The organism is Maricaulis virginensis, assembly GCF_027922185.1.
GTDB lineage: Bacteria > Pseudomonadota > Alphaproteobacteria > Caulobacterales > Maricaulaceae > Maricaulis > Maricaulis virginensis.
On sequence record NZ_BSFE01000001.1, the window covers coordinates 486,023 to 508,034 of the forward strand.

Here is a 22,012-nt window from a genome sequence, read left to right on the forward strand (position 1 = left end):
CGGGACGGCACGCTAAACCGGTGCGGCTATTCCGGGCGTCCGCCCGCCATGCTTTGGGGCCGTTCATGTTCAACAAGATACTGATTGCGAACCGTGGCGAGATCGCCGTCCGGGTGATCAAGACCTGCCGCCGTCTGGGGATTGCGACGGTTGCGGTCTATTCCGAAGCGGATGCGGACAGCCTGGCCGTGGAGATGGCGGATGAGGCGGTGTTCATCGGACCGCCGGCGCCGGGCGAAAGCTATCTCGTGCTGGACAAGATCCTCGAGGCCATCAAGCAGACCGGTGCGGATGCGGTGCACCCCGGTTTCGGCTTCCTGTCGGAAAACGCGGCCTTCCCCAAGGCGCTGGCCGAGATCGGCGTGGCGTGGATCGGGCCGAATGTGAATGCGATCGATGCGATGGGCGACAAGATCCGCTCCAAGCAGCTGGCGGCGAAGTCGGGCGTATCGACCATTCCGGGCGCCGATGGCGAGATCAACGATGCCGGGACGGCGCTGATTGCGGCGCAGAAGATCGGTTATCCGGTGATGCTGAAGGCCTCGGCCGGTGGCGGCGGCAAGGGGATGCGGATCGCCCGCTCGGACGCCGAGGTGAAGGACGGGTTCAAGGCGGCGCGCAATGAGGCAAAGTCCTCTTTCGGCGATGACCGCATCCTGATCGAGAAATTCATCGAGGAGCCGCGCCATATCGAGATCCAGGTGCTGGGCGACAAGCACGGCAATGTAGTCCATCTCAACGAGCGCGAATGTTCCGTCCAGCGGCGTAACCAGAAAGTCCTGGAAGAGGCGCCGTCGCCCTTCCTGGATGCCAGGACCCGCAAGGCGATGGGCGAGCAGGCCGTGGCCCTGTCCAAGGCCGTGGATTATGACAGCGCCGGCACGGTCGAGTTCATCGTCGACAAGGACCGGAATTTCTATTTCCTGGAGATGAATACCCGGCTGCAAGTGGAGCACCCGGTTACCGAGCTGACCACGGGGCTGGACCTGGTGGAGCAGATGATCCGCTCGGCCGCCGGGGAGAAGCTGGAGATCGCCCAGAAGGACGTGAAGATCGATGGCTGGGCCGTCGAGGCGCGTCTCTATGCGGAAGATCCCTATCGCGGCTTCCTGCCCTCGATCGGCCGTCTCAAGCGCTATTCCATGCCGGAAGAAGGCCAGCTGGGCGAGGGTATGCTGCGCATCGACAGCGGCGTGCGCGAGGGCGACGAGATCTCGCTCTTCTACGATCCGATGATCGCCAAGGTGATCGGCTATGGCAAAACCCGCGAGGCGGCGATCGACACGCTGGCGGCCTCGCTGGACCGGCTGCACGTGGAGGGGCTGCAGTCGAATGCGCCCTTCCTCTCCGCCGTGCTGGACGAGGCGGACTTCCGGGCCGGGCGCATCCATACCGGCTATATCGGCGAGCACTTCCCTGAAGGCTTCCACGGCACCGCGCCGCGCGAGGACCAGCTGGTCGCGATGACCTGCTGTGCGGCTTATGTGCACGAGACGCTGACGCGGCGTGCCGGGCGGATCGAGGGGCGTCTGCGTCCCGAAGAGACGGTGACCGCGCGCGAATGGGTGGTCTTCCTGGACAAGCGCCGCATTCCGGTCGAGATCGAGATGACGCGTGAGGGTGAGGCGACCGTCTGGGCGCCGTCGCTGGTGTCCGACAAGCTGGTAATGCGTACTGCCTGGCACCCCGGCCAGCACCTGTTCGAGGCCGAGATCGACGGGCGCCCTGTCGCACTGGAATTCTCCGACCGGACCGAGGGGTACCTTCTGCGCCATCGCGGTTTCAAGGCCGTGGGCATTGTCTGCACGCCGCGCTCGGCCGAGCTGCATGTGCGCCTGCCGGAGAAGGAAAAGCCGGACACGGCCAAACTGGTCGTCTCGCCGATGCCGGGCCTCGTTGTCGCCATCGAGGTGGCCGAGGGCCAGGAGGTGAAGACCGGCGAGCCGCTCGTCATCGTCGAGGCGATGAAGATGGAAAACGTCCTGCGCGCGGAAACCGACGGCACCATCAAATCCATCAAGGTCGAGCCCGGCGCATCCGTCGCCGCAGACGAGCTCATGATCGAGTTCGAATAGGACTTCACCCTCAGGGCGGAGTCGTGCGTTACTTGGGTGTCGGGCCTGCCGGAAGCGGGCTTTTCGGGGGAGAGACGCAATGGATCTGCAGTATGTCCTGCTCAATCCGAACGGCCGGATCGCGCAACGCGAATTCTGGATCGGTGTCGGTCTGCTGATCTGCGGCAATGTGGTGTCCGGCATTATCCCGGCTCTGGGCGGGCTGATCTGGCTGTTCCTGATCTATGTGGGCGTGTGCGTGTACGGCAAGCGCCTGCACGATACCGGCCGCTCGGCCTGGCTGCATCTTGTCCCCTGGGCGATCACGCTGGCCCTGACCTCGGTCGGTGGTGTGCTGATGGGCGGTGCCATCCTGACGGCGTTCCTTGCCGGGGACGATTTCAATCCGCTGACCCTTTTTACGGCGGGCAGCGGCCTCGCCCTTATGATGGGGCTGAGTAATCTGGTCTGGCTGATCTACACGCTGTGGGTCGGGCTTTCGGCGGGGCAGGCGGGGGCGAATGCCTACGGGCCGGCGCCGATCCGTATCCTGACGGCCGAGCCCCCGGCTCCGTCCGACGACCAGGGCTAGGCGGCGCCTTCGCCAGATTTGCCGTGCCATTGCAAACGAGTCGCGTTAATTGTCGCGCATCGAGCTAATGGGAGACCGACATGGCGCTCAACGATTTCATCATCGATCCCAAGGATGCCCAGCGCATCCTCATCGGCGCGAGCGGCAAGCTCGGCCCCATGGAGTTCGCCCAGGGCCTGGTCGCGCTCCTGGCGGCGGCTATCGTCCTGCAATTCATTGCCCTGGTTCCGGTGATCGGCGGGCTGATCAACCTGGTTGGCAGCCTCGCGCTGCTGTTCTGCTGGGTGTGCATCTTTGCCAAGCGTTTCCACGATGCCGGCCAGTCCGGCTGGCTGGCGGCGGCAGCCTTTGTCGTGATGATCGTGATCTCGATCGTGCTCAGCATGATCCTGATGCCGGTGATCGTGGGCGCGTCGCTGAGCAATCCGGCGGGCTATCAGGCTGCCGGGCTGAGCACCGCACTGGTCAGTATCATTATCAGCGTGATGGCAAACGGTGCCGTCGGCTTCTACGCCTACCGTCTCAAGCCGGCCGCCGTCTGACACGGCAAAATCACTTGATCCTGAAGGTCGGGGCCGCGATTGTGCGGCCCCGTCTTTTTGTGTGGCGTTGGGAGGCACCATGAATCCGCTCGTTCTGTTTCTGCCGGTCTACCGTGCATCGGCGACCGCATTGCTCGCCGGCCTCGCCGTTCTGGCGGTTGCCGATTTCGTCCGCATCCAGTTCGGACTGGGTTCGGTGCCCATATGGATCGGCATGCTGGCGGTCTGGTTCTTCGTGCTGTCGCTCTTCATCAATCGCCGCCGCCATGCCGGCCGAGGTGTCGGGCTGGCTTTCCTGCCCCTCGGGCTGGCCATTGTGGGCAAGGGGATCGGCGCCATCGCCGGTCTGATGCCGGGCATCTATAATGCCATGGTCGAGTTTGCCGCCGAAAACGGCGTGGACACGTCCGACCAGGCCGCGTTGGCCGAAGCCATGGGCGAGCCGGGTTTCCAGCAGGAATTCCAGCGCGCTCTGCAGGAAAATCCCGAAATGCTGGAACAGCTCACCGGTGCGACCGGCCTGGCCTCTTTCATCGGCTTCTGGCTGGTGATCCTGGCCTTTGCCATCTGGTTCTCGCGCATGTCGCGCCAGGGCTGACGGCTCACACCAGCCTGTTTCAAATCAGCAACGCTTTTTGTGCGGCTGCGCCTGACGGGTGCAGCCGCAGTGCGTTGTGCTTGACGGAACGGTTCTCAATCTATTTATGTGTCTCATTCTTAATTGCAGGTTTGAGAGTTGTTCCGCATGACCCGTCTTCTCACGACATCGGCCCTGGCCGGTTGCGCCTTCGCCCTTATGGCCGTCCCGGCCTTCGCGGTTCAGTCCGCAGACGCCCCGGATACCGCACAATACACCGACGAGGACGTTGTCATCGTCACCGGACGGGCACGCTCGCTCTACCGGGTCGGCGAGATCAGCTCGGGCAAGCTGCCGGTCGAACCGCTGCTGTCGACCCAGACGGTGCAGGTGATCAATGAACAGCTGATCGAGGACCAGGGTGCGCGCGACGCCCAGGACCTCTACCGCAATTTCTCCGGCGTCAGCGTGTTCAGCTATGCCGGCGTGACGGCGCGGGGCTTCCGCCAGGAAGAGATCTATTTCGACGGGCTGCGCGGCGACCCCTATGCCGGCTTCTCGGTGCCGCAGCTGTTCAACGTGTCGCGCGTGGAATTCCTCAAGGGGCCGGCCGGCATGCTCTACGGGCCGGGTGCACCGGGCGGTCTGTTCAACTACATCACCAAGACGCCGGGCGAAGAATTTTCCGCCCAGTCCAGCCTGGTGGCCGGAACGGAAGGCCGCTATGGCGCGTCCGCCGAGCTGGAAGGCGGGCTGACCGATCGCGTGTCGGGCCGCGCCGGCGTCTTCTACGAGACAATGAACCAGCCGCGCCGCAATGCCGACAGCACGACGCAGATCTTCGACGCCGGCCTGGCCATCGCGCTGGATCGCGGTCGCATCCTGCTGCAGGCGACGCGCTATGATCAGGATCTGGGCGGCAATCGACTGCGCGGCGTGCCGACGGACGATGCCGGTAACTTCCTCACCGACCGCCGCTGGAACCACAATGAGGACAGCGACTTCCTGCGCCTGGTCTCGAATGTCCTGCAGGCGCGGATCGAGTATGAGCTGACGTCCAGCCTCTCCTTCGATGCAGGCCTGCGCTGGAATGAGGGTGAGGAGACGCAGCAATATCACGAACCGCGCGGCTTGTTCGATTCGGACGGCGACGGTGCGGTGGATGCCTCGATCCGCGAATTCCGCGATCAGGAACGCGGCAATCAGAGCTGGTCCTTCGGCGCCAATGCGATCTGGAGCCATGCCTTCGGCCGGATCGACAACCGCCTCCTGGCCGGGGTCGACTGGTTTACCCGGGAATCCGACTTCCTCGGCTTCAGCCTGCGCGGCCGCAACGTCCCGACCGCCGGTCTGCCGACGCCGCTCAGCCTGTTCACGCCGGAATACGGCGTCACCGACCCGTCGACCTATGCCCTGCCGCCGCGCGCCGGCTATCGCCTGACGCGCAGCGAACAGGAACGCCGGGGCATCTACCTTATGAACGAGGCCACGATCGGCCGCTTTATCGGCGTCGTCGGTGTGCGCCAGGACCGGTTCGAGGATACCGACCTGGTCACCGGCGACGGTTTCCAGGACGAGGCGACGACCTGGCGTGCGGGCGGTGTCTACCGCCTGCGCGAGGACGTGTCGCTGTTTGCCCAGTGGGCCGAAAGCTTCGAGCCGCAATCCATCTCCAGCCAGGATCCGCTGGCCGGCGGTCCGTTCGATCCCAGCGCCGGCGAAATCTGGGAAGCGGGCATACGCACCGAATTGATGGACGGGCACATCCAGTCCTCGGCCTCGATCTACCGGATCGTGCGCTCCAACGTGCTGCAGTCCGACCCGCGTGGCGATGTCGGCAATGACGGCGTGGACGATCTGGTGGCGCTGGGCGAGGTGACCTCTGAAGGCTTCGAGTTCGATGTGACGGCCGACATCACCTCGAACTGGGTCGCCACCATGTCCTACGCCTATAACGACACGCTGATCACCGGCGATGCCGGGACGAATGCGCTGACCAATTCGGTCGGCGACCGGTTTGCCAATGCACCGCAGCACACGGCCGGTTTCTGGACCCGCTACCAGTTCCCGCAGATCAATACGGCGGTGGCCCTGGGCGGCGATTATGTCGATGTGCGCCAGTCGATCAGCGGCCAGAAGGTCCGGCCCTATGTCGTCTTCGACGCCTCGGTGATCTACGAGACCGACGCCTGGCGGGCGCTGCTGCGGATCGACAACCTGTTCGACGAGACCTATGCGTCGAGCGGATTCATCGACCGCACCGGTCACTTCCCGGGGGCTCCGCGCTCGGTCTTCGTCGAACTGACCCGGCGCTGGTAAAGCGGCGATGGATGCGCAGGCCGTGACCCGTGAGGCGAACGCACCGGCAGGGCGGAAGGCGAAAGCCCGTTCGGCCTGGTGGCGCGTGCATCAGTGGGCCGGCCTGCAGCTGTCGCTGTTCCTGACCTTCGTCTTCCTGACCGGCACGCTGGCCGTCTTCTCCTACGAGATCGACTGGGCACTGCGTCCGGCGATGTGGGCGGCACCGACAGCGATCGAGGATCGCGCCAGCTGGGGCACGGTCGGCGAGACGGTCATGGATGGGGCAGGGGGTGAGGGGCGGATGATCGTCTATGCCCCGATCCATCCGGCGGCGACCTTCGATGCCGTTCTGCGCCGGGATGGCGTGTCGACACACGTCTATGTCCATCCGCGCACGGGAGAGATAACCGGCACGGGCCCCTGGGCCGGCGTGCAGCGTTTCCTGCGCAACACGCACCGTCACCTCATGCTGCCCGTCAAATACGGCGTGCCGATCGTGGCGCTGGCGGCGGTCTTCCTGGCCGTATCGCTGGTGACGTCCTTCTGGGTCTACAAGAAATGGTGGCGCGGCTTTTTGCGCCTGCCGCGCGGCCGCACGGCGCGGGCCTGGATCGGCGACGCGCACCGGGTGGCGGGCGTCTGGTCGCTGTGGTTCGTCGTGCTGATGATCGTCACCGGGCTCTGGTATCTCGTCGAGGTTCTGGGCGCCGGTGCACCGGCCGCCAACGGGGACGATCCGGAACTGCCGCAGACCGCGGCCCTGGAGCGCGAGCTTGGCATGGGCGAGGCCATCGACGCCGGCATCGCCGCGCTGATGGCCCGGCACCCGGACTTCAGGATCGAGGCCGTGATATGGCCGCCGGACCGGGAGACGCCCGCCGAGATTCACGGCTATACCGGACGCGCCATCCTTGTGCGCCCGCGGGCCAATACAGCCTGGATCGATCCGCGGACCGGGGCGCTGCTCGATGTGGTCGATCCGGCGCGCTTGAGTGCACATCAGCGGATCGCCGAAGCGGCCGACCCGCTGCATTTCGGCACGTTCGGCGGCTATTGGACCAAGACGCTCTGGTTCCTGTTCGGCGCGGCGCTGACGGCGCTGGCCGGTACCGGTGTGGCGATCTATGCGCTGCGGCTGGCCAAGACGGCGCGTGAGACGCCGGGCTGGCGCCGGGGCCTGGTGCGCAGCTGGCGGGCCATGGGGCCAGCCAGCTGGATCGCTGCCGGCCTGGTCATCCTGCCCTTCGCCCTGACGCCGTTCGTGCTGTAACCGGCGTGCTGTAACCGGGCAGCGATCAGGCAGCGCTTGCAAGCGCCGGTGCGTCGACCCGGCGGGCCTCGCCGAACGCGTCCAGGAAGGCGAGGTGCAGGGCAGCGTCAAAGTCTGCCATTGTCACCGCATGGCCGAGATCCGCGAGGCTGGTGACACCATAGCGCGGATCGGAGATGCCGCAGGGCGTGATGCCGCCGAAATGCGACAGGTCCGGATCGACATTGAAGGCGATGCCGTGGAAGGACACCCAGCGGCGCAGGCGCACGCCGATGGCGGCGATCTTGTCCTCGCGGCCGCCGCCGCGATCGACCCAGACGCCGACCCGTCCGTCGCGGGGGCCGGCCTCGACACCGAATTGCGCAGCAGCACCGATCAGCCAGCGCTCGAGCGACCGGATGAAGGCGCGCACATCGCGGCCGCGCCGGGTCAGGTCCAGCATGACATAGGCCACGCGCTGACCGGGGCCGTGATAGGTGTATTCGCCGCCACGGCCGGTTTCGTAGACGGGAAAGCGGTCGGGCATCAGCAGGTCTTCCCTCTTGGCGCTGGTGCCGGCGGTGTAGAGCGGTGCATGTTCGAGCAGCCAGACCAGTTCGCCGGCCGTGCCGTCGGCAATCGCCGCCGCCCGCGCTTCCATGAAGGCGAGCGCCTGCGGGTAGGGCACATGGCCCTCGGAGACGGCCCATTCGACCGGCGGTATTGCCTTATCCATTTATCTTAACGCTCGCGAAACCGTATCGGCCCAAACATCGGTCCCGAAGCCGCGAACCGCAAGAGCAGGAGCTCATACGTGAGTCAGATCGGATCCGTCAGCGTTGAAATCTCGGTCCTTCTGGGCCGGTCGCAAATGCCGATCCAGCAATTCCTGCGCATGGGCCGGGGTGCGGTGATTCCCCTGGATACCGGTGAGGACGACCAGGTCTGGATCCTCGCCAATAATCATCCGATCGCCCGCGGCGATGTCATCATCCAGGGTGACCGCGTCGCCGTGTCGATTACCGGGCCGGCCGACGCCAACGAATTCTTTGCTGCTGCATAAAGCGTTGCAGAACACTCTTCACAAGGCGCGGCGATGTTGCTATCTCCCGCGCCTCCATGACGTGCGGTCGTGGCGGAATTGGTAGACGCGCAGCGTTGAGGTCGCTGTGGGGTAAAACCCGTGGAAGTTCGAGTCTTCTCGACCGCACCATCCTTCGCCCTGCGGGCTTGATCCGGGGTTCGGCTAGGCAAGCCTCATCATTTCCCGAGCGTAGGCGGACTGTTCGCGACACACTCGCCCTCGGGGCTGCGCAGGACAAGCCCTGACATCGGCTCGAAGCAGGATGCCCTCCGTAGCCTTGGGCTGGAGGGGGCCAGGATATCCCGACATCGCTATGAAGCGGAATGCTTTCCGGAGGGTGTTTCGGGCCGGGGGATATCTCCGGCCGCGGGATCAGTGCGCGGCCAAGCCTTCATTCTCGGCCCGGTCGAGGCCATCGCGGTCCGTAGCGAGCGCAGCTGCGAGCTCTGACGGCACGATTTCGACAAAGCGCGGCAATCCAAGCCGGCCATTGCGCGTGCGCGCTATCATGGTCGTGCATATCCGGCGGAAGGCCTGAAACGACGAGTTGGACATCGACTCGTCCTGGGCCTCGATCGTGTAGGTACCGGCCGGCCATTCGCCGTCGATACTGTCGAGATGGAACGGGCTTCTGAAGGAAACCTGTGTCTTGGAAATGCGGATTGTCACAAAAGGCTCCTTTTCAATATGTCCGAAGCGGTAGGTTGCGCGACGAGCGGGCGTCTTCGGTCGCCGCGCAGCCGTGAGGCTAGCTCTTGCTGGACTTGGTGTCCGGCGAGCCCGGCTTCACCTCGGGTGCGTCCGTCTTTTCCTGCGGCGCCTGGGAGGGCGACGTCTGGGATTGTTTGAATTTTGATTTTTCTTGATTGTTATCGGTCATAATATTTTCTTTCTTGTTGTTCGGAAAAATTGTCCGAAATCGAACAATATTATTTATTTCAAAAAATACACCTAAATAAAAAGAAATATATTTTTATTTTGTGCTTCTTTTTTATTGGTGCGTCGACGCTTCGAGGTGGTGTGCAGGACTTCCCCGGGGTCGTGGCCGGGCGTGTAAACGCTCTGCAAATTTCCGCATTTGCGCCATCACCCGGTCTCGATTTCGTATGATTCCAGCCCTAGTGTAGGTCCGATGGCGACATGGTAAGGAGGATCAGATGGGCGAAGCCGCATTCGAAGACGACCTCCCCGTCGATTCTCATGCCCTGGCCGATGTCGATCCCGAATTCGTCGGCAATCTCCGGCAGGCCATTGCCGATCGCGATGGCGACGCGATCCGGCGCATGCTGGCGCCGTTGCACGCGGCCGACATCGCCGACGTCCTCGAACAGCTGACCGCCGGGCAGCAGGAGGGCGTTGCAACGCTCGCGCCCGATGTCTTCACCGGTGAAGTGCTCGCGGAGATCGAGCCGGACACGCGTGAAGTCGTCATGGCCTATCTGGATCCGTCGCATCTGGCGGCCGCGATCCAGGAGCTCGATTCGGACGATGCCACCGAGGTCGTCGAGGAACTCGATCCGGAGACCCGGGCGGCCGTTCTGGCGGAAATCTCCGAGATCGACCGTCAGGCGGTCGAGCAGAGCCTGGCCTTCGAGGACGAGACGGCCGGCCGTCTCATGCAGCGCGAATTCGTCGCGGCGCCGGAATTCTGGTCGGTCGGCCATGCGCTGGACCATATGCGCGCTTCGGACGACCTGCCGGACAAGTTTCACGATCTTTTCGTCATCGACACCGGCTTCCGCCCGGTCGGCGAGATCCCGGTCTGCCGGCTCTTGAGTGCGCGGCGCGATGTGGCGTTGTCGGATCTGATGGAACCGCCGCGCATCCTCGTCGATCCGGAGACCGACCAGGAGGAGGTCGCCTACCTGTTCCAGAAATACCACCTGGTCTCGGCGCCGGTTGTCGACAGTGCAGGGCGGCTGACCGGTATGCTGACGCTGGACGATATCGTTCACGTCATCCAGGACGAGAACAAGGAAGACATGCTCGCCCTGGCCGGCGTGAACGAGGCGGGCCTGGCCGACACGGTCGTGCGGTCTGTGCGCTCGCGGGCGCCCTGGTTGCTGGTCAATCTGGCGACTGCGGTGCTGGCCTCCGGTGTGATCGCCCTGTTCGAGGGCGCGATCTCCCAGGTCGTTGCGCTCGCCGTGCTGATGCCGATCGTGGCCTCGATGGGCGGCAATGCCGGCACCCAGTCTCTGGCCGTTGCAGTGCGCTCGATCGCCGAGCGCGATCTGACCGCGGCCAACGCCATGCGGGTGATCTGGCGCGAACTGGCGACCGGCGCGGTCAACGGGCTCATTTTTGCGGTCGTGATGGGCGCGGTGACCATTCTGTGGTTCCAGGACGTCGCGCTGGCCAGCGTGATCGCCATCGCCATGGTGCTGAACCTCGCCTGCGCCGGCCTGTCCGGCATTCTCGTGCCGCTGGGCCTGGTGCGCGCTGGCGCCGACCCCGCTGTCGCGTCCTCGGTCTTTGTGACCACGGTGACCGATGTAGTCGGCTTCCTGGCCTTTCTGGGACTGGCGACGCTGGTCCTGTTATGATGATATTAGAGGTGTCCCGGCAACGGGCCCCGGCTGACGAATGGTGACAGCGTGCGTGTTTTGACAGGTCTTGTAGCGGTGCTTCTGGCATCCGGTCCGGCTGTTCTGGCCCAGGACGCCGCGGATGGCGGGCATTGGGAAGAGACGGCACGGCTGGACGCGCCGCGCGCGGGTCTTGCCGTCGTGGTGCATGACGGCCGGATCTTCGCGGCCGGCGGTTCGGGGCTGACATCGCCGCGCGACGAATTCGAGAGCTATGATCCGGGCTATGAGCGCTGGTTCCCGGAAACGCCGCTGCCGCGCGGGCTCGAGCATTTCGGCATGGCCGCGACCGGCGAGCGCATCTATGCCGCCGGCGGTTATGCCGCTGATGAAACCGCGGTGGTCGGTCCCAGCGCGCGCATGTGGTCCTTCTCGATCGAGGGCAATATTTGGCAGAGCGAAGCCGCCATGCCGGCGCCGAAGGCGGATTTCTCGCTGGTTGCCGTCGAGGGTCAGCTCTATGCCATAGGCGGCTTGCGCGATGATGCCTCTGTTTTCGTGTTCGATCCCGAGACCAGCGAATGGTCGACCCTCGAGGCCCCGGAAGGGATTACCCGCCGGGGCACCGCGGCTGCCGTGATCGATGGCCGCGTCCATGTGCTGGGTGGTGCGACAGCAGAGGGCGCTGTCGACCGGCACGATGTATTCGACCCGCAAAGCGGTGAATGGACGGCCGGGCCGGCGCTGCCGGGTGGCCGGTCGGGGCTGGCGGCGGTTGTCCGAGGCGGCCGGATCCACGTCTTCGGCGGCCGCGCAGCAGACGGCGGCGCCACCCTGCAGGACCATCTCTCCTGGGCGCCTGGCGAGAGCAGCTGGCGGCAGGAGGCGGGCATGCCGTCGCCGCGGACCGGGGCCGATGCGGCGTTGCTGGATGGCGATATCTACCTGGTCGGCGGCGGTTCGGGCGGCGGATTCTTCGCGCCCTTCACCGCCATCGGCACGACGGACGTCTTCCGCGGACTGCAGGACTAGCGCTGCGGCGCCCCGCTTGCAGGGGGAGTGGACAGGGCCAGGGCAATGTCTCGAAACAGAACATGACAAAACCGCAGTTGAAATCCTCTCCGGCCGCGCGTGAGCTGATCAAGCGGTTCGAACCTTTCCGCGAGACGGCGATCCGTGGGGCGGACGGACGCTGGGTCGTGGGCTATGGCCACCGGGCTGCCGCGCGCGGCGGTATCAAGGTCTCCGAGGAAGAGGCGTCGCTGCTGCTGATCTACGATGTGATGCAGGCTGAAACGGCGATCGACGAGATCGCGGACATTCCGCTGGCGCGCGGACAGCGCGACGCGCTGGTTTCCTTCATCCACGATATCGGCCGCGATGCTTTCCGCAATTCCGATGTTGCCCGCTATCTCTATGAGGGCCGGCTGGACGCGGCGGCCGAGGCGCTGGCTGCACATGGTGACGGCACCAGTGCGCGCCGCGAGGCCGAAAGCCGCGCTTTCCTGGATGCGATGGTGCCGGCGCGGGCCGAACGGCCGGCCGTCGAACTGGTGATCAAGGTCGAGCACCCCCGCGAGGAGCGTGTGCTGGAAGGTGCCATTGCCGGCGGCCGGGACGAACCGGTCGAGGATTATGCACCGCCGCCCCCGCCGCCCATGCCGGATCGTCGCATCTCCAGCCGCGCCGAAGCTGAAGCGGAGATTGCCCGCATTCTCGCCACGGTCGAGGCCATGCCGCTGGAAGAGCGCGAGGCGCTGGCGGACGATCACGACATGGCTTCGGTTGAAGCCGCCGTCTCTGACATGAGCGATGCGCCGGTCGAGGCCGCCTACGAGGCGGTGGAGGAAGACGGCGCTCCGGCCGAAGATCTAGCCGAAGCCGCCGGGGACGCAGCTGTCGAGCCTGTCATTGAAGCCCCGGCCATTGGCGCGGAAACCGTCACAGACACGCCCGAGGCGCTTGTCGCTGCCCGCATGAGCGAGGAGCTGGCCGAAGCCGGGGACGATGAGCCTGGATCGGCCGAGCCGGCCTTCGCCCTGCCGGCCGATACGACGCTCGGTTTTGCTCTGACCGCGATGCCGGGCCTTGAGGCCATAGACGCTGACGAAGCTGTTCCGGAAGCGCCGGCTGCGGCCGTCCCTGCCGCCGAACAGGCCGCGCCGGTTCCGCAACTGCCGCTGCAGGTCGAACTGGGCTATGCCTTCACATCAGTGATGACCGCGCGCTTCCGGCCAAACCCGACCGATGGTGACGTTGTGCTTCCGGTTGCGCAGCCCGAAACCGAGCCGGAAGCGGTCGAGACCGCTGCTGAAGATGCGGAATCCGCCGTCGAGGACGAGGTGACAACGCCTGTCGAGGCCGAGCCTGCACCGGAAGTGGCGATCACGGAAATCGTCGAGCGGGCCGTTGCCGTTGCCGGCCAGGACACACCGCCGCCGCATGCGTCGAATGTGCCGGCCGAAAGCCACGGCGCTGTCGGTGAGGTCGAGGGCGAGCGCGTCGAGGTGGCCGAAGCCGAGACGGAAAACCCGCATGACGATCTGCTGGATGGCGATGATCCGCTGACCCGGGACGCTGATGAAGACAGTTTCTCGCCGCGCGATCTGGCTGCCGATCTGCCGCCCGAGGTCGAGGAAAAGCCGGTCGGCAAGTCCGACGATGGCAGCTGGGGCTATATCGCCTCGCTGGCAGCCGGTGCCGTGGTGACGGCGTTCGGTGCAGTGATGACCTGGGGCGACTGGGGCCGGATGTGGTCCGAGCGCAGCCTGACCGGGGATGCCTGGGCGCTGATTGCAGGCGTTTTCCTCATGCTGGCTGCTGCGTGGTCGCTTGGCTCGGTATGGCTGGAACGGTTGAAAAAAAATCGGCGTGTTCCTGCCGAAGCCCGGTAAAGTCTTTCACGCGTTTCACGCCGCTATCTTGACCGGTCCCGTCCGCGTGATACATCGCGCAGCATGATTTCGAACCAATACCCCACGCTTGATTTCCACCTCGGCGACACCGCGGACATGATCCGCGATACCGTCCGTTCCTTCGCCTCCGACGAGATCGCGCCGCGCGCGGCCGAGATCGACCAGACCGACATCTTCCCGCACGATCTGTGGCGCAAGATGGGCGATCTGGGCCTTCTGGGCATCACCGTCGAGGAAGAGCTCGGCGGATCGGGGCTGGGCTATCTGGAACATGTCGTGGCGATGGAAGAGATTTCCCGCGCCTCGGCTTCGGTGGGCCTGTCCTATGGCGCCCACTCCAATCTGTGCGTCAACCAGCTGCGCCGCTGGGGCAATGACGCCCAGAAGACGAAATACCTGCCCAGGCTGATGTCCGGCGAGCATGTCGGTTCGCTGGCCATGTCCGAGCCGGGCGCCGGCTCCGATGTCGTCTCCATGCGCCTGAAAGCCGAGAAGAAGGGCGACCGCTACGTCCTCAACGGCGCGAAGATGTGGATCACCAATGCGCCATCGGCCGACACGCTGATCGTCTATGCCAAGACCGACGCCGATGCCGGTTCGCGCGGCATTTCAGCCTTCATCATCGAGAAGGACATGAAGGGCTTTTCCGTCGCCCAGAAGCTCGACAAGCTCGGCATGCGCGGCTCGGAGACCGGTGAACTGGTGTTCGAGGACTGCGAGGTCCCCGAAGAGAACATCATGGGCCCGCTCAATGGCGGTGTGGAAGTGCTGATGTCGGGTCTCGACTATGAGCGCGCCGTACTGTCCTCCGGCCCGGTCGGCATCATGCAGGCCTGCATGGACGTGGTGATGCCCTATATCCGCGAGCGCAAGCAGTTCGGCCGCTCGATCGGCGAATTCCAGCTGGTGCAGGGCAAGCTCGCCGACATGTATGTGCGCATGAACGCGACGCGCGCCTATGTCTATGCCGTCGCCCAGGCCTGCGATCGCGGCCAGACCACGCGCAAGGACGCCGCCGGCGCCATCCTCTATGCCGCCGAGAATGCCACCCAGATGGCGCTGGACGCGATCCAGCTCCTGGGCGGCAATGGCTATATCAACGAATATCCCACGGGACGCCTGCTTCGCGACGCCAAGCTCTACGAGATCGGCGCCGGCACCTCGGAGATCCGCCGCTGGCTGATCGGCCGCGAGCTTTTCGGCGAGACGGGCTGAGGCTATCGCCGAGCCGTATGTGCTAAGCTCCGGGAGAATCTCCCGGAGCTTTTTTCATGGCCGACTATTCCGATCTCAAAGCCGTCTTCATCAACTGCACGCTGAAGAAGTCGCCGGACGTCTCCAACACCGAAGGCCTGATGAAGGTCTCGCAGGCGATCATGGACAAGCAGGGCGTGGCGACACAGATGATCCGCCTTGTCGATCACGACATTGCCCACGGCGTCTACCCCGACATGACCGAACATGGCTGGGACAGCGATGACTGGCCGGATATCTGGGTGCATGTGAAGGCGGCGGATATCCTCGTGGTCGGCACGCCGATCTGGCTGGGCGAGGAGAGCTCGGTCGCCCGCATGCTGATCGAGCGCCTCTATGCCCAGTCCGGCGACATGAACGAGAAGGGCCAGTACGGCTATTACGGCAAGGCCGGCGGCTGCATCGTCACCGGCAATGAGGACGGCATCAAGCATGTCGCGATGAGCGTGCTCTACGCGCTCCAGCATGTCGGCTACACTATCCCGCCGCAGGCCGATGCCGGCTGGATCGGCGAGGCGGGGCCGGGACCGTCCTATCTCGACCCGTATTCCGGCGGGCCGCAGAACGACTTCACCCAGCGAAACACGACTTTCATGAGCTGGAACCTCATGCACCTGGCCGCGCTGCTCAAGCGCAGTGGCGGCTTGCCGGCCGAAGGCAATTCGCGGCGCGCGTGGGATGACGGCGCCCGCTTCGACCATCCCAATCCGGAATATCGCTGAGCGTTCTGCCGGGCGCACGGGCAGAGATGCGCAGGGCGTTCGTTCCTGTTAGGCTCCCGGCCGCCACGAGGTTTCCCATGATGCTGATGTCCATTCTTGCCGCCGCCACACTGTTCACCGCACAGGGCGACAAGCCCGTTCCGGCTGCCGCCCGCGCAATGCCGCAGCTGAGCGCGTCGGATACGGTCGCGCTGTGCCTGGGACGCCGGGACGGGACGTCGCGCGCCTGTATCGGCGATTTCACCGAGGCCTGTATCCGTCTGAACGAGGACGGCGAGACGAATGCCGGCATGATCGGCTGCACCGCGCAGGAGCTCGAGGCCTGGGATGCCGCGCTGAACGAGGCCTACGACGCCCTGCGTGCGCGCCATGACGGGACGCGGGCGACGGCCCTGCGTGACGCGCAGCGCGCCTGGATCGCCAAACGCGATGCCGATTGTGCGTTTCTCGCCTCGATCTTCGAAGGCGGCAGTCATGCCAGCCTGGAGCAAACGAGCTGCCTGATGACCGAGACAGCCGAGCGCACCATCGTGTTGCGCGACTGGTCCGAAAATTATCCGCCCTTCTAGGTGCGATCCGGCCGGGGAGGCGAGATGGGCGGACTGATCCGGTTCCTGGGCGATATTCTCAAACCCTTGCTGACTCTGCTGGTCACGGTGCTGGGGCTGGCATTTGCGGTGTCTGTCTTCAGCCCGGCCGTCGACAACGCCATCGAGACGCACCTGCCGGCCTGGACCCGGCTGGACCCGGCCCAGGATTGCGTGCGGGCCTGGCTGGGGCTGGAAGAAGAGGATGCGCCGGCCTGGTGGCAGTTCTGGCGTGACTGAACGGCGTCAGGCCCCGGGCGGTACAGGCAGGCCCAGCCGTGCACGCATCTCGTCATTGATGCCGGCCAGCATGTCCTGTGTGGCCTCGTAACCCGCTTCGACCACTTCATCGAACCGGTCCCACTGCCGGATATCGACCGGCGTGTCGGGCAGGATGAGCAGGTCGGCGGCTTCGCGTCCGATATCGCGATGGTCGGCCACCCCCACCGTGGCCGCGCGCATCAGCAGGGATGCGATCGGCGGCGGGGATTTCAGCCCGTGCCGCCGCACCCAGCCGAAAAAGCTCGGCGGATCGATGAAATCGTCCGGATTCAGGCCCTGTGCGCGGGTCACATCGACCCCGACGACCGCTCCGCGATGGAAGGCGCGCATCTCGCGGGCCGGGAAATTGGTGAAGACGGCCCCGTCGACCAGGATCTGGCCGTGCAGGACGACGGGCGGCAAAAGGCCGGGAATCGCGATCGAGGCGCGCAGCGCATCGCGCAGGCGGCCGGACCGGTGCACATGCGGCCGGCCGGACGCCAGGTTCGAGGACAGGCAGAAATAGGGGCGCACGAGTTCGGCGATCTCGACATCCCCGAAATGCTCTTTCAGGCGCCGGTCGACCTTTTCGCCCCGCGCCATTGAGATGACGGGGAGGGTCCAGTCGTCGAGCGGATTGGTCTCGACGAAAGCCTTGCGTATCCGCCAGTCCAGCTCGTCATCGCTCCAGTCGAGCGCGATCCCGGCGGCGACGATGGCGCCCATCGAGGCGCCGCCGACAAAATCGAGCGGTACACCGGCTTCGCGCAGGGCGCGGATCGCACCGAGATGGGCATAGGCCCGGGCGCCGCCGCCGGAGACGACGAGGCCGACGGACTTGCCGGCGAGGGTGCGGGCGAGGCGGGCCGTGTCGGCAACATGCTGGTCCTGGCGCCAGTGGAAGACGCGGGCGGCATCCGAGGCATTGGCCCATTCCTGCGGCCGTGAGGCAGCGGTGACCCCGCCCGGGTGCAGCAAAACAACATCCAGCAGTTTCAGCCGCATGGCGGGAGAGGGGTCGTCCGGCAGGAGCGGGGTTGAGGGCCGCGCGTCGGCCCGCGCGAACAACCACATCCGGTCGGCCCGGCCCATCGCGCGGCGTGCCCAGCCCGGGTCGGAAAAGCGCGCGACCAGCAGGACGACATCATGGTCCTGCTCCAGCACATCAAGCTGGCTGGCACTCCAGTCGGCACACGTCTCGTCGGCGATGGCACAGCTGGTGCCGATTGTCTTCAGCGCGGCCTTGAGCTCACGCGCCCGGTAGTCGAGGTCAATGGTCGGCGAGGTCGAGATCAGGGCGAAGACGCGCGGCTCCGATCCGGCCGGCCGCTTGGGCCCGCGCAGGCGCGCCAGCATCATGCGGGACAGTTCGCGCATCAGGCTGGCATGTTTTGAGGTGAGGCGTTCGAAACTGGCCTTGGGCAGGCGGACCAGCTCGCTGTCGCGCAGGGCGTAGACACTGGCCGAATGCGGCGTCTCGTCCAGCAGCGACATTTCGCCGACGGGCTCGCCGGCGCGGATATAGCCGATCAGGTCCGGCCGGCCGAGGGCCCCGTCCCGGAAAGCCGCCAGTGCGCCGGAGCGCACCAGATAGAAGGCGTCCGCATCATCGCCTTCCCGGAACAGCAGCTTGCCGGCCGGCAGGCAGAACCATTCCACCTCGTGCTCGACGGCATCGAGCACCGATTTCTCGATCCGGTTGAGAAAAGGCAGGAAGGACAGGTTGAGAGGCATGGTGCGCCGACCGTGAAGATTCGACGCTTACTCTAGGGGTGACGCGGGGCGATATGAAGAGGGATGGACGCGGGTGGCGTCCAGGTCTGGCGCAGCGCTAGAAACGGCGGCGCAGCACCAGATGGCCGACCGGGCGGACGGAGCGGCCCTGGGTTTCGCCGACGGCCTCGACATCCATCCTGTCGAGATCCTCCAGCAGCGGCAGGTTCTCGCCGGTGTCCGGATCGAACAGCACCATCCGGTCTTCACCGGAATCCTGGAAATAGGCGCCGCCTTCCACCGTCAGGCTCCAGTCGTCGATGGTCCGCACAGTGACGCCGGCACCGAAATAGCGGGTCAGACGCTCGATCTGGCTGGGATTGGCAGTTTCAGCCAGTTCAGCGTGCGGGAAGACATCGGGGCGCTGGCCGGTATCGCGGGTCCACAGCGGGTATCGGCCCCGGTCATTGGGCGCGACCGTACCGGCCGACAGGTAGAATTCATCGCCGAAGGGATAGAAGTCGATCTGGCCGGCGATGGCGGAAATCTCGCGGTCGCCGCCCGTCTGCCCGGAACCGATAACGACAGGAGTGCCGCTGGACGATTCCGTCGTGATCCGCCAGCGCACGGCGCCGGGATTCTCGACGCTCGCCGGGGCGGTCAGCCAGGCCTCGGAATCGATGGCGGACTGCGCCATGGCAGGGGCGCAGAGCGCGGCTGCAAAGCCTATGGAAACAAAAATTTGCTTACGCATTGCTCCCTCCCGCGAACGAAATCGGGACATCACAGAAAGCGTGAAGATCACGCCCGTGAGCCTGCGAGCGGAGGCCTGAATCACTCGTTAACCCGGCCACGCACTCATTTTTCATTCGCCCTGCCCGCCCTGTCCCGGCGGTCCGAACCAGACATTGCCGGAGAAGTGTGACGGCGCCAAGGCATTCCATCCAAACAACGTGGGAAACCCGGTTGCGTTCCTGACAAAGCAACAACTTTTCCGTTTCCCGTCCGGTTTGTGCGGGCCCGGAACAGGGGCGCGCACGGGCAGCACCTTGCCGAATCAGATCGGTCCCGCGATGCGCGGTGGCCGGCAGAAATGGCGTGTTTGCGCATGGTCTTGTCCCGTTGGACCTGTGCCGGGAAAGATGCGTGCGGGAACCGCTTTGGATGCAGCAACAATTGCGCTCGGGTGGCCTGGCGGGTTAAGCAGCGGCAGAGATTGACCAAACCGGGACCCGATCATGACCCAGCTCGCTTCCGCCATCGATCCCCAGTCCGATACCTTCCGCGAGAATGCGGCGGCCATGGAGGCGCTGGTCGCCGACCTGCGCGCGAAGACGGCCGAGGCGGCTCTGGGCGGATCGGAACGGTCGCGCGAGCGCCATGTCGCCCGGGGCAAGCTGCTGCCCCGCGACCGGGTGGAGCGTCTGCTGGATCCCGGCTCGCCCTTCCTGGAGATCGGCGCCCTGGCCGCCAACGGCATGTATGAGGGCAATGTGCACGGCGCCGGCATGATCGCCGGCATCGGCCGCGTTTCGGGCCGCGAAGTGATGGTCGTGTGCAACGATCCCACCATCAAGGGCGGCGCCTATTATCCGATGACGGTGAAGAAGCACCTGCGCGCCCAGGAAATCGCGATGCAGAACCGTCTGCCCTGCGTCTATCTGGTCGACAGCGGCGGCGCGAACCTGCCGCACCAGGCCGAGGTCTTCCCCGATCGCGACCATTTCGGCCGCATCTTCTTCAACCAGGCCAACATGTCCGCCGAGGGCATTCCCCAGATCGCCGTGGTGATGGGCTCGTGCACGGCGGGCGGCGCCTATGTGCCGGCCATGTCGGATGAGACGGTGATCGTGCGCAAGCAGGGCACGATCTTCCTGGGCGGGCCGCCGCTGGTGAAGGCGGCGACGGGCGAGGTGATCTCGGCCGAGGATCTGGGCGGCGCCGACGTGCACGCCCGTGTCTCCGGCGTGGCCGACCACTATGCCGCAAATGACGAGCACGCCCTGCATACGGCCCGGCGGATCGTCGGCACGCTGAACACCGTGAAGACCATCGATCTGGATGTTACCGACCCGCGCGAGCCGAAATACGATCCGGCCGAGCTGGGCGGCATCATCCCCACCGACACGCGCGCACCCTTCGATGTACGCGAGGTGATCGCGCGGATCGTCGACGGGTCCGAATTCGACGAGTTCAAGAAACTCTATGGCGAGACGCTGGTGACCGGCTTCGCCCGGCTCTACGGCATGCCGGTCGGCATTATCGCCAATAACGGCATCCTCTTCTCCGAAAGCGCCCAGAAGGGGGCCCACTTCATCGAGCTGTGCGCCCAGCGCGGCATCCCGCTGGTCTTCCTGCAGAATATCACCGGCTTCATGGTCGGCTCGAAATACGAGGCCGGCGGCATCGCCAAGGACGGCGCCAAGCTCGTCACGGCCGTGTCGACGTTCAAGGGCCCGAAATTCACCGTCATCATCGGCGGCTCCTACGGGGCCGGCAATTACGGCATGTGCGGGCGCGCCTATTCCCCGCGCTTTCTCTTCATGTGGCCGAATGCGCGCATCTCGGTGATGGGGGGCGAGCAGGCCGCCTCGGTGCTGGCCACGGTCAAGCGCGACGCCATGGAAGCCCGCGGCGAGGACTGGCCGGCCGAGGACGAGGCGAAATTCAAACAGCCGATCCGCGAGGCCTATGAGGCCGAGGGTCACCCGTATTTCTCGACCGCCCGGATGTGGGATGACGGCGTGATCGCGCCGGCCGACACGCGCCGCGTGCTCGGCCTGTCGCTCTCGGCGTCGCTCAACGCCCCGATCGAGAAGACGAAATTCGGCGTGTTCCGGATGTAGATTGCCCTGCGGCGCCGTGACACGCGGCCCAGCACGGATGCCGGGTGTATAAAGACCGCACAGGGAGTGCGGTCATGAAACGGTCGATCTGCATTATCAACGGACATCCGGACGCGTCGCCGGAGCATTTCGTTCCGGCGCTGGCGGAGGCCTATGAGCGCGGCGCCCGCGAGGCGGGCTTTGAAGTCAGCCGGATCGATATCGGCAGCTTGCCGATCGATTTCCTGCACAACCAGTCCGAATTCGATACGCCGCCCGACATGCAGATCGTCGGCGAGCGCGGCAAGCTGGCGGCGGCCGATCATCTTGTCCTGGTTTTTCCGCTCTGGCTGGGCTGTATGCCGGCCCGCCTCAAGGCCTTCCTGGAACAGCTGGCGCGCAATGAATTCCTGCTCGCCACGACGAATGACGGTGCCGGCTGGCCGGCGCAGAAGATGAAGGGCAAGTCGGCCCGGATCATCGTGACAATGGGCATGCCCGGCTTTGCCTACGGCACTATGTTCGGCGGCCACAGCGTGAAGGCGCTGGAGAAGGGCATTCTGCGTATTTCCGGCTTCAGGCCCGTCCGCCGGACGATACTGGGCGGCGTGGAAGCCGCGGGCGTGCCAGGCCGGGCAAAGATGCTGCACAAGGTGGAAGCGCTCGGGCGGCGCGGCGTCTGACAGGCTCGGAATACCCTAAAATTCAAAGAGTTGCTCCGGGCCTCCGGACGCTTTCTCCGTGACAAATGGTTAATTCGCGCTAGTATCTCCCCCGCATCGCCGCAAGCAGGCAAGCGCTGGGGGAG

General features: G+C 65.3%; 21 protein-coding genes and 1 tRNA gene. 17 read left to right on the top strand and 5 right to left on the bottom strand.

Features of this window, described 5'->3' with window-relative positions; translation table 11 throughout:
* Positions 1-65: 65 nt before the first annotated feature.
* The 6 genes from PKE71_RS02360 to PKE71_RS02385 all read left to right on the top strand — a co-directional run bounded on the left by PKE71_RS02360 (position 66) and on the right by PKE71_RS02385 (position 7,336).
* Positions 66-2,075 (top strand): acetyl-CoA carboxylase biotin carboxylase subunit, encoded by a 2,010-nt coding sequence (locus PKE71_RS02360; protein ID WP_271185345.1) that lies wholly within the window; start codon positions 66-68, stop codon positions 2,073-2,075.
* A gap of 79 nt (positions 2,076-2,154) precedes the next feature.
* Positions 2,155-2,646 carry a DUF805 domain-containing protein gene (locus tag PKE71_RS02365; protein ID WP_271185346.1) on the top strand — a complete coding sequence of 164 codons (492 nt, stop codon included), beginning with the start codon at positions 2,155-2,157 and terminating at the stop codon, positions 2,644-2,646.
* Positions 2,647-2,726: 80 nt separating this feature from the next.
* Positions 2,727-3,188 carry a DUF805 domain-containing protein gene (locus tag PKE71_RS02370; protein WP_271185347.1) on the top strand — a complete coding sequence of 154 codons (462 nt, stop codon included), beginning with the start codon at positions 2,727-2,729 and terminating at the stop codon, positions 3,186-3,188.
* A 79-nt stretch (positions 3,189-3,267) separates the two neighbouring features.
* The gene (locus tag PKE71_RS02375) at positions 3,268-3,786 is read left to right on the top strand and encodes a hypothetical protein (protein ID WP_271185348.1); all 519 of its coding nucleotides are present in this window, start codon (positions 3,268-3,270) and stop codon (positions 3,784-3,786) included.
* 147 nt (positions 3,787-3,933) lie between these two features.
* Complete coding sequence (locus PKE71_RS02380; protein WP_271185349.1) at positions 3,934-6,084, top strand: TonB-dependent siderophore receptor; 2,151 nt, start codon at positions 3,934-3,936, stop codon at positions 6,082-6,084.
* Between the two features lie 7 nt (positions 6,085-6,091).
* Positions 6,092-7,336, top strand: coding sequence for a PepSY-associated TM helix domain-containing protein (locus PKE71_RS02385; RefSeq protein WP_271185350.1), 1,245 nt, complete (start codon positions 6,092-6,094; stop codon positions 7,334-7,336).
* A gap of 25 nt (positions 7,337-7,361) precedes the next feature.
* Here the strand turns inward: PKE71_RS02385 and lipB are convergent, their stop codons facing one another.
* Positions 7,362-8,051, bottom strand: a complete 690-nt coding sequence (gene lipB / locus PKE71_RS02390) for a lipoyl(octanoyl) transferase LipB (RefSeq protein WP_271185351.1) — start codon at positions 8,049-8,051, stop codon at positions 7,362-7,364.
* A gap of 78 nt (positions 8,052-8,129) precedes the next feature.
* Here lipB and PKE71_RS02395 point away from each other — a divergent pair, with 78 nt between their 5' ends.
* Complete coding sequence (locus PKE71_RS02395; RefSeq protein ID WP_271185352.1) at positions 8,130-8,378, top strand: FliM/FliN family flagellar motor switch protein; 249 nt, start codon at positions 8,130-8,132, stop codon at positions 8,376-8,378.
* A 63-nt stretch (positions 8,379-8,441) separates the two neighbouring features.
* Positions 8,442-8,528: transfer RNA gene (locus tag PKE71_RS02400), tRNA-Leu, on the top strand.
* A 243-nt stretch (positions 8,529-8,771) separates the two neighbouring features.
* Here the strand turns inward: PKE71_RS02400 and PKE71_RS02405 are convergent.
* Together PKE71_RS02405 and PKE71_RS02410 are read right to left on the bottom strand one after the other, a co-directional pair.
* Entirely contained in the window at positions 8,772-9,068 is a 297-nt protein-coding gene (locus PKE71_RS02405) for a hypothetical protein (protein WP_271185353.1), read from the bottom strand.
* A 79-nt stretch (positions 9,069-9,147) separates the two neighbouring features.
* Positions 9,148-9,279: a hypothetical protein gene (locus tag PKE71_RS02410; RefSeq protein ID WP_271185354.1), complete on the bottom strand. Its 132-nt coding sequence runs from the start codon at positions 9,277-9,279 to the stop codon at positions 9,148-9,150.
* Positions 9,280-9,556: 277 nt separating this feature from the next.
* Here PKE71_RS02410 and mgtE point away from each other — a divergent pair, with 277 nt between their 5' ends.
* The 7 genes from mgtE to PKE71_RS02445 all read left to right on the top strand — a co-directional run bounded on the left by mgtE (position 9,557) and on the right by PKE71_RS02445 (position 16,645).
* On the top strand, positions 9,557-10,945 hold the full coding sequence (gene mgtE / locus PKE71_RS02415; RefSeq protein WP_271185355.1) for a magnesium transporter: 1,389 nt from the start codon (positions 9,557-9,559) through the stop codon (positions 10,943-10,945).
* A gap of 51 nt (positions 10,946-10,996) precedes the next feature.
* Positions 10,997-11,959 carry a Kelch repeat-containing protein gene (locus PKE71_RS02420; protein ID WP_271185356.1) on the top strand — a complete coding sequence of 321 codons (963 nt, stop codon included), beginning with the start codon at positions 10,997-10,999 and terminating at the stop codon, positions 11,957-11,959.
* 62 nt (positions 11,960-12,021) lie between these two features.
* Positions 12,022-13,821: a glycoside hydrolase family protein gene (locus tag PKE71_RS02425; protein ID WP_271185357.1), complete on the top strand. Its 1,800-nt coding sequence runs from the start codon at positions 12,022-12,024 to the stop codon at positions 13,819-13,821.
* Between the two features lie 63 nt (positions 13,822-13,884).
* On the top strand, positions 13,885-15,057 hold the full coding sequence (locus PKE71_RS02430) for an isovaleryl-CoA dehydrogenase (RefSeq protein ID WP_373878781.1): 1,173 nt from the start codon (positions 13,885-13,887) through the stop codon (positions 15,055-15,057).
* 56 nt (positions 15,058-15,113) lie between these two features.
* Positions 15,114-15,818 (top strand): flavodoxin family protein, encoded by a 705-nt coding sequence (locus PKE71_RS02435; RefSeq protein WP_271185359.1) that lies wholly within the window; start codon positions 15,114-15,116, stop codon positions 15,816-15,818.
* Between the two features lie 77 nt (positions 15,819-15,895).
* Positions 15,896-16,387: a lysozyme inhibitor LprI family protein gene (locus PKE71_RS02440; protein WP_271185360.1), complete on the top strand. Its 492-nt coding sequence runs from the start codon at positions 15,896-15,898 to the stop codon at positions 16,385-16,387.
* A gap of 24 nt (positions 16,388-16,411) precedes the next feature.
* Positions 16,412-16,645 (top strand): hypothetical protein, encoded by a 234-nt coding sequence (locus PKE71_RS02445; protein WP_271185361.1) that lies wholly within the window; start codon positions 16,412-16,414, stop codon positions 16,643-16,645.
* Between the two features lie 6 nt (positions 16,646-16,651).
* On the opposite strand, the gene PKE71_RS02450 is transcribed toward PKE71_RS02445, so the two are convergent.
* Both PKE71_RS02450 and PKE71_RS02455 read right to left on the bottom strand, forming a co-directional pair.
* Entirely contained in the window at positions 16,652-18,400 is a 1,749-nt protein-coding gene (locus tag PKE71_RS02450; protein ID WP_271185362.1) for a patatin-like phospholipase family protein, read from the bottom strand.
* A 97-nt stretch (positions 18,401-18,497) separates the two neighbouring features.
* Positions 18,498-19,133 carry a hypothetical protein gene (locus PKE71_RS02455; protein WP_271185363.1) on the bottom strand — a complete coding sequence of 212 codons (636 nt, stop codon included), beginning with the start codon at positions 19,131-19,133 and terminating at the stop codon, positions 18,498-18,500.
* A 484-nt stretch (positions 19,134-19,617) separates the two neighbouring features.
* Between PKE71_RS02455 and PKE71_RS02460 the strand changes: the two genes are divergently transcribed.
* Together PKE71_RS02460 and PKE71_RS02465 are read left to right on the top strand one after the other, a co-directional pair.
* Positions 19,618-21,225 carry a carboxyl transferase domain-containing protein gene (locus PKE71_RS02460; protein WP_271185364.1) on the top strand — a complete coding sequence of 536 codons (1,608 nt, stop codon included), beginning with the start codon at positions 19,618-19,620 and terminating at the stop codon, positions 21,223-21,225.
* Positions 21,226-21,299: 74 nt separating this feature from the next.
* Entirely contained in the window at positions 21,300-21,887 is a 588-nt protein-coding gene (locus tag PKE71_RS02465; protein ID WP_271185365.1) for an NAD(P)H-dependent oxidoreductase, read from the top strand.
* Positions 21,888-22,012 lie beyond the last annotated feature (125 nt).

Coding starts and splice junctions, on each gene's coding strand:
- PKE71_RS02360 (WP_271185345.1), top strand. CDS start 66: ATGTTCAACAAGATACTGATTGCGAACCGTGGCGAGATCGCCGTCCGG.
- PKE71_RS02365 (WP_271185346.1), top strand. CDS start 2,155: ATGGATCTGCAGTATGTCCTGCTCAATCCGAACGGCCGGATCGCGCAA.
- PKE71_RS02370 (WP_271185347.1), top strand. CDS start 2,727: ATGGCGCTCAACGATTTCATCATCGATCCCAAGGATGCCCAGCGCATC.
- PKE71_RS02375 (WP_271185348.1), top strand. CDS start 3,268: ATGAATCCGCTCGTTCTGTTTCTGCCGGTCTACCGTGCATCGGCGACC.
- PKE71_RS02380 (WP_271185349.1), top strand. CDS start 3,934: ATGACCCGTCTTCTCACGACATCGGCCCTGGCCGGTTGCGCCTTCGCC.
- PKE71_RS02385 (WP_271185350.1), top strand. CDS start 6,092: ATGGATGCGCAGGCCGTGACCCGTGAGGCGAACGCACCGGCAGGGCGG.
- lipB (WP_271185351.1), bottom strand. CDS start 8,051: ATGGATAAGGCAATACCGCCGGTCGAATGGGCCGTCTCCGAGGGCCAT.
- PKE71_RS02410 (WP_271185354.1), bottom strand. CDS start 9,279: ATGACCGATAACAATCAAGAAAAATCAAAATTCAAACAATCCCAGACG.
- mgtE (WP_271185355.1), top strand. CDS start 9,557: ATGGGCGAAGCCGCATTCGAAGACGACCTCCCCGTCGATTCTCATGCC.
- PKE71_RS02425 (WP_271185357.1), top strand. CDS start 12,022: ATGACAAAACCGCAGTTGAAATCCTCTCCGGCCGCGCGTGAGCTGATC.
- PKE71_RS02430 (WP_373878781.1), top strand. CDS start 13,885: ATGATTTCGAACCAATACCCCACGCTTGATTTCCACCTCGGCGACACC.
- PKE71_RS02435 (WP_271185359.1), top strand. CDS start 15,114: ATGGCCGACTATTCCGATCTCAAAGCCGTCTTCATCAACTGCACGCTG.
- PKE71_RS02440 (WP_271185360.1), top strand. CDS start 15,896: ATGATGCTGATGTCCATTCTTGCCGCCGCCACACTGTTCACCGCACAG.
- PKE71_RS02445 (WP_271185361.1), top strand. CDS start 16,412: ATGGGCGGACTGATCCGGTTCCTGGGCGATATTCTCAAACCCTTGCTG.
- PKE71_RS02450 (WP_271185362.1), bottom strand. CDS start 18,400: ATGCCTCTCAACCTGTCCTTCCTGCCTTTTCTCAACCGGATCGAGAAA.
- PKE71_RS02455 (WP_271185363.1), bottom strand. CDS start 19,133: ATGCGTAAGCAAATTTTTGTTTCCATAGGCTTTGCAGCCGCGCTCTGC.
- PKE71_RS02460 (WP_271185364.1), top strand. CDS start 19,618: ATGACCCAGCTCGCTTCCGCCATCGATCCCCAGTCCGATACCTTCCGC.
- PKE71_RS02465 (WP_271185365.1), top strand. CDS start 21,300: ATGAAACGGTCGATCTGCATTATCAACGGACATCCGGACGCGTCGCCG.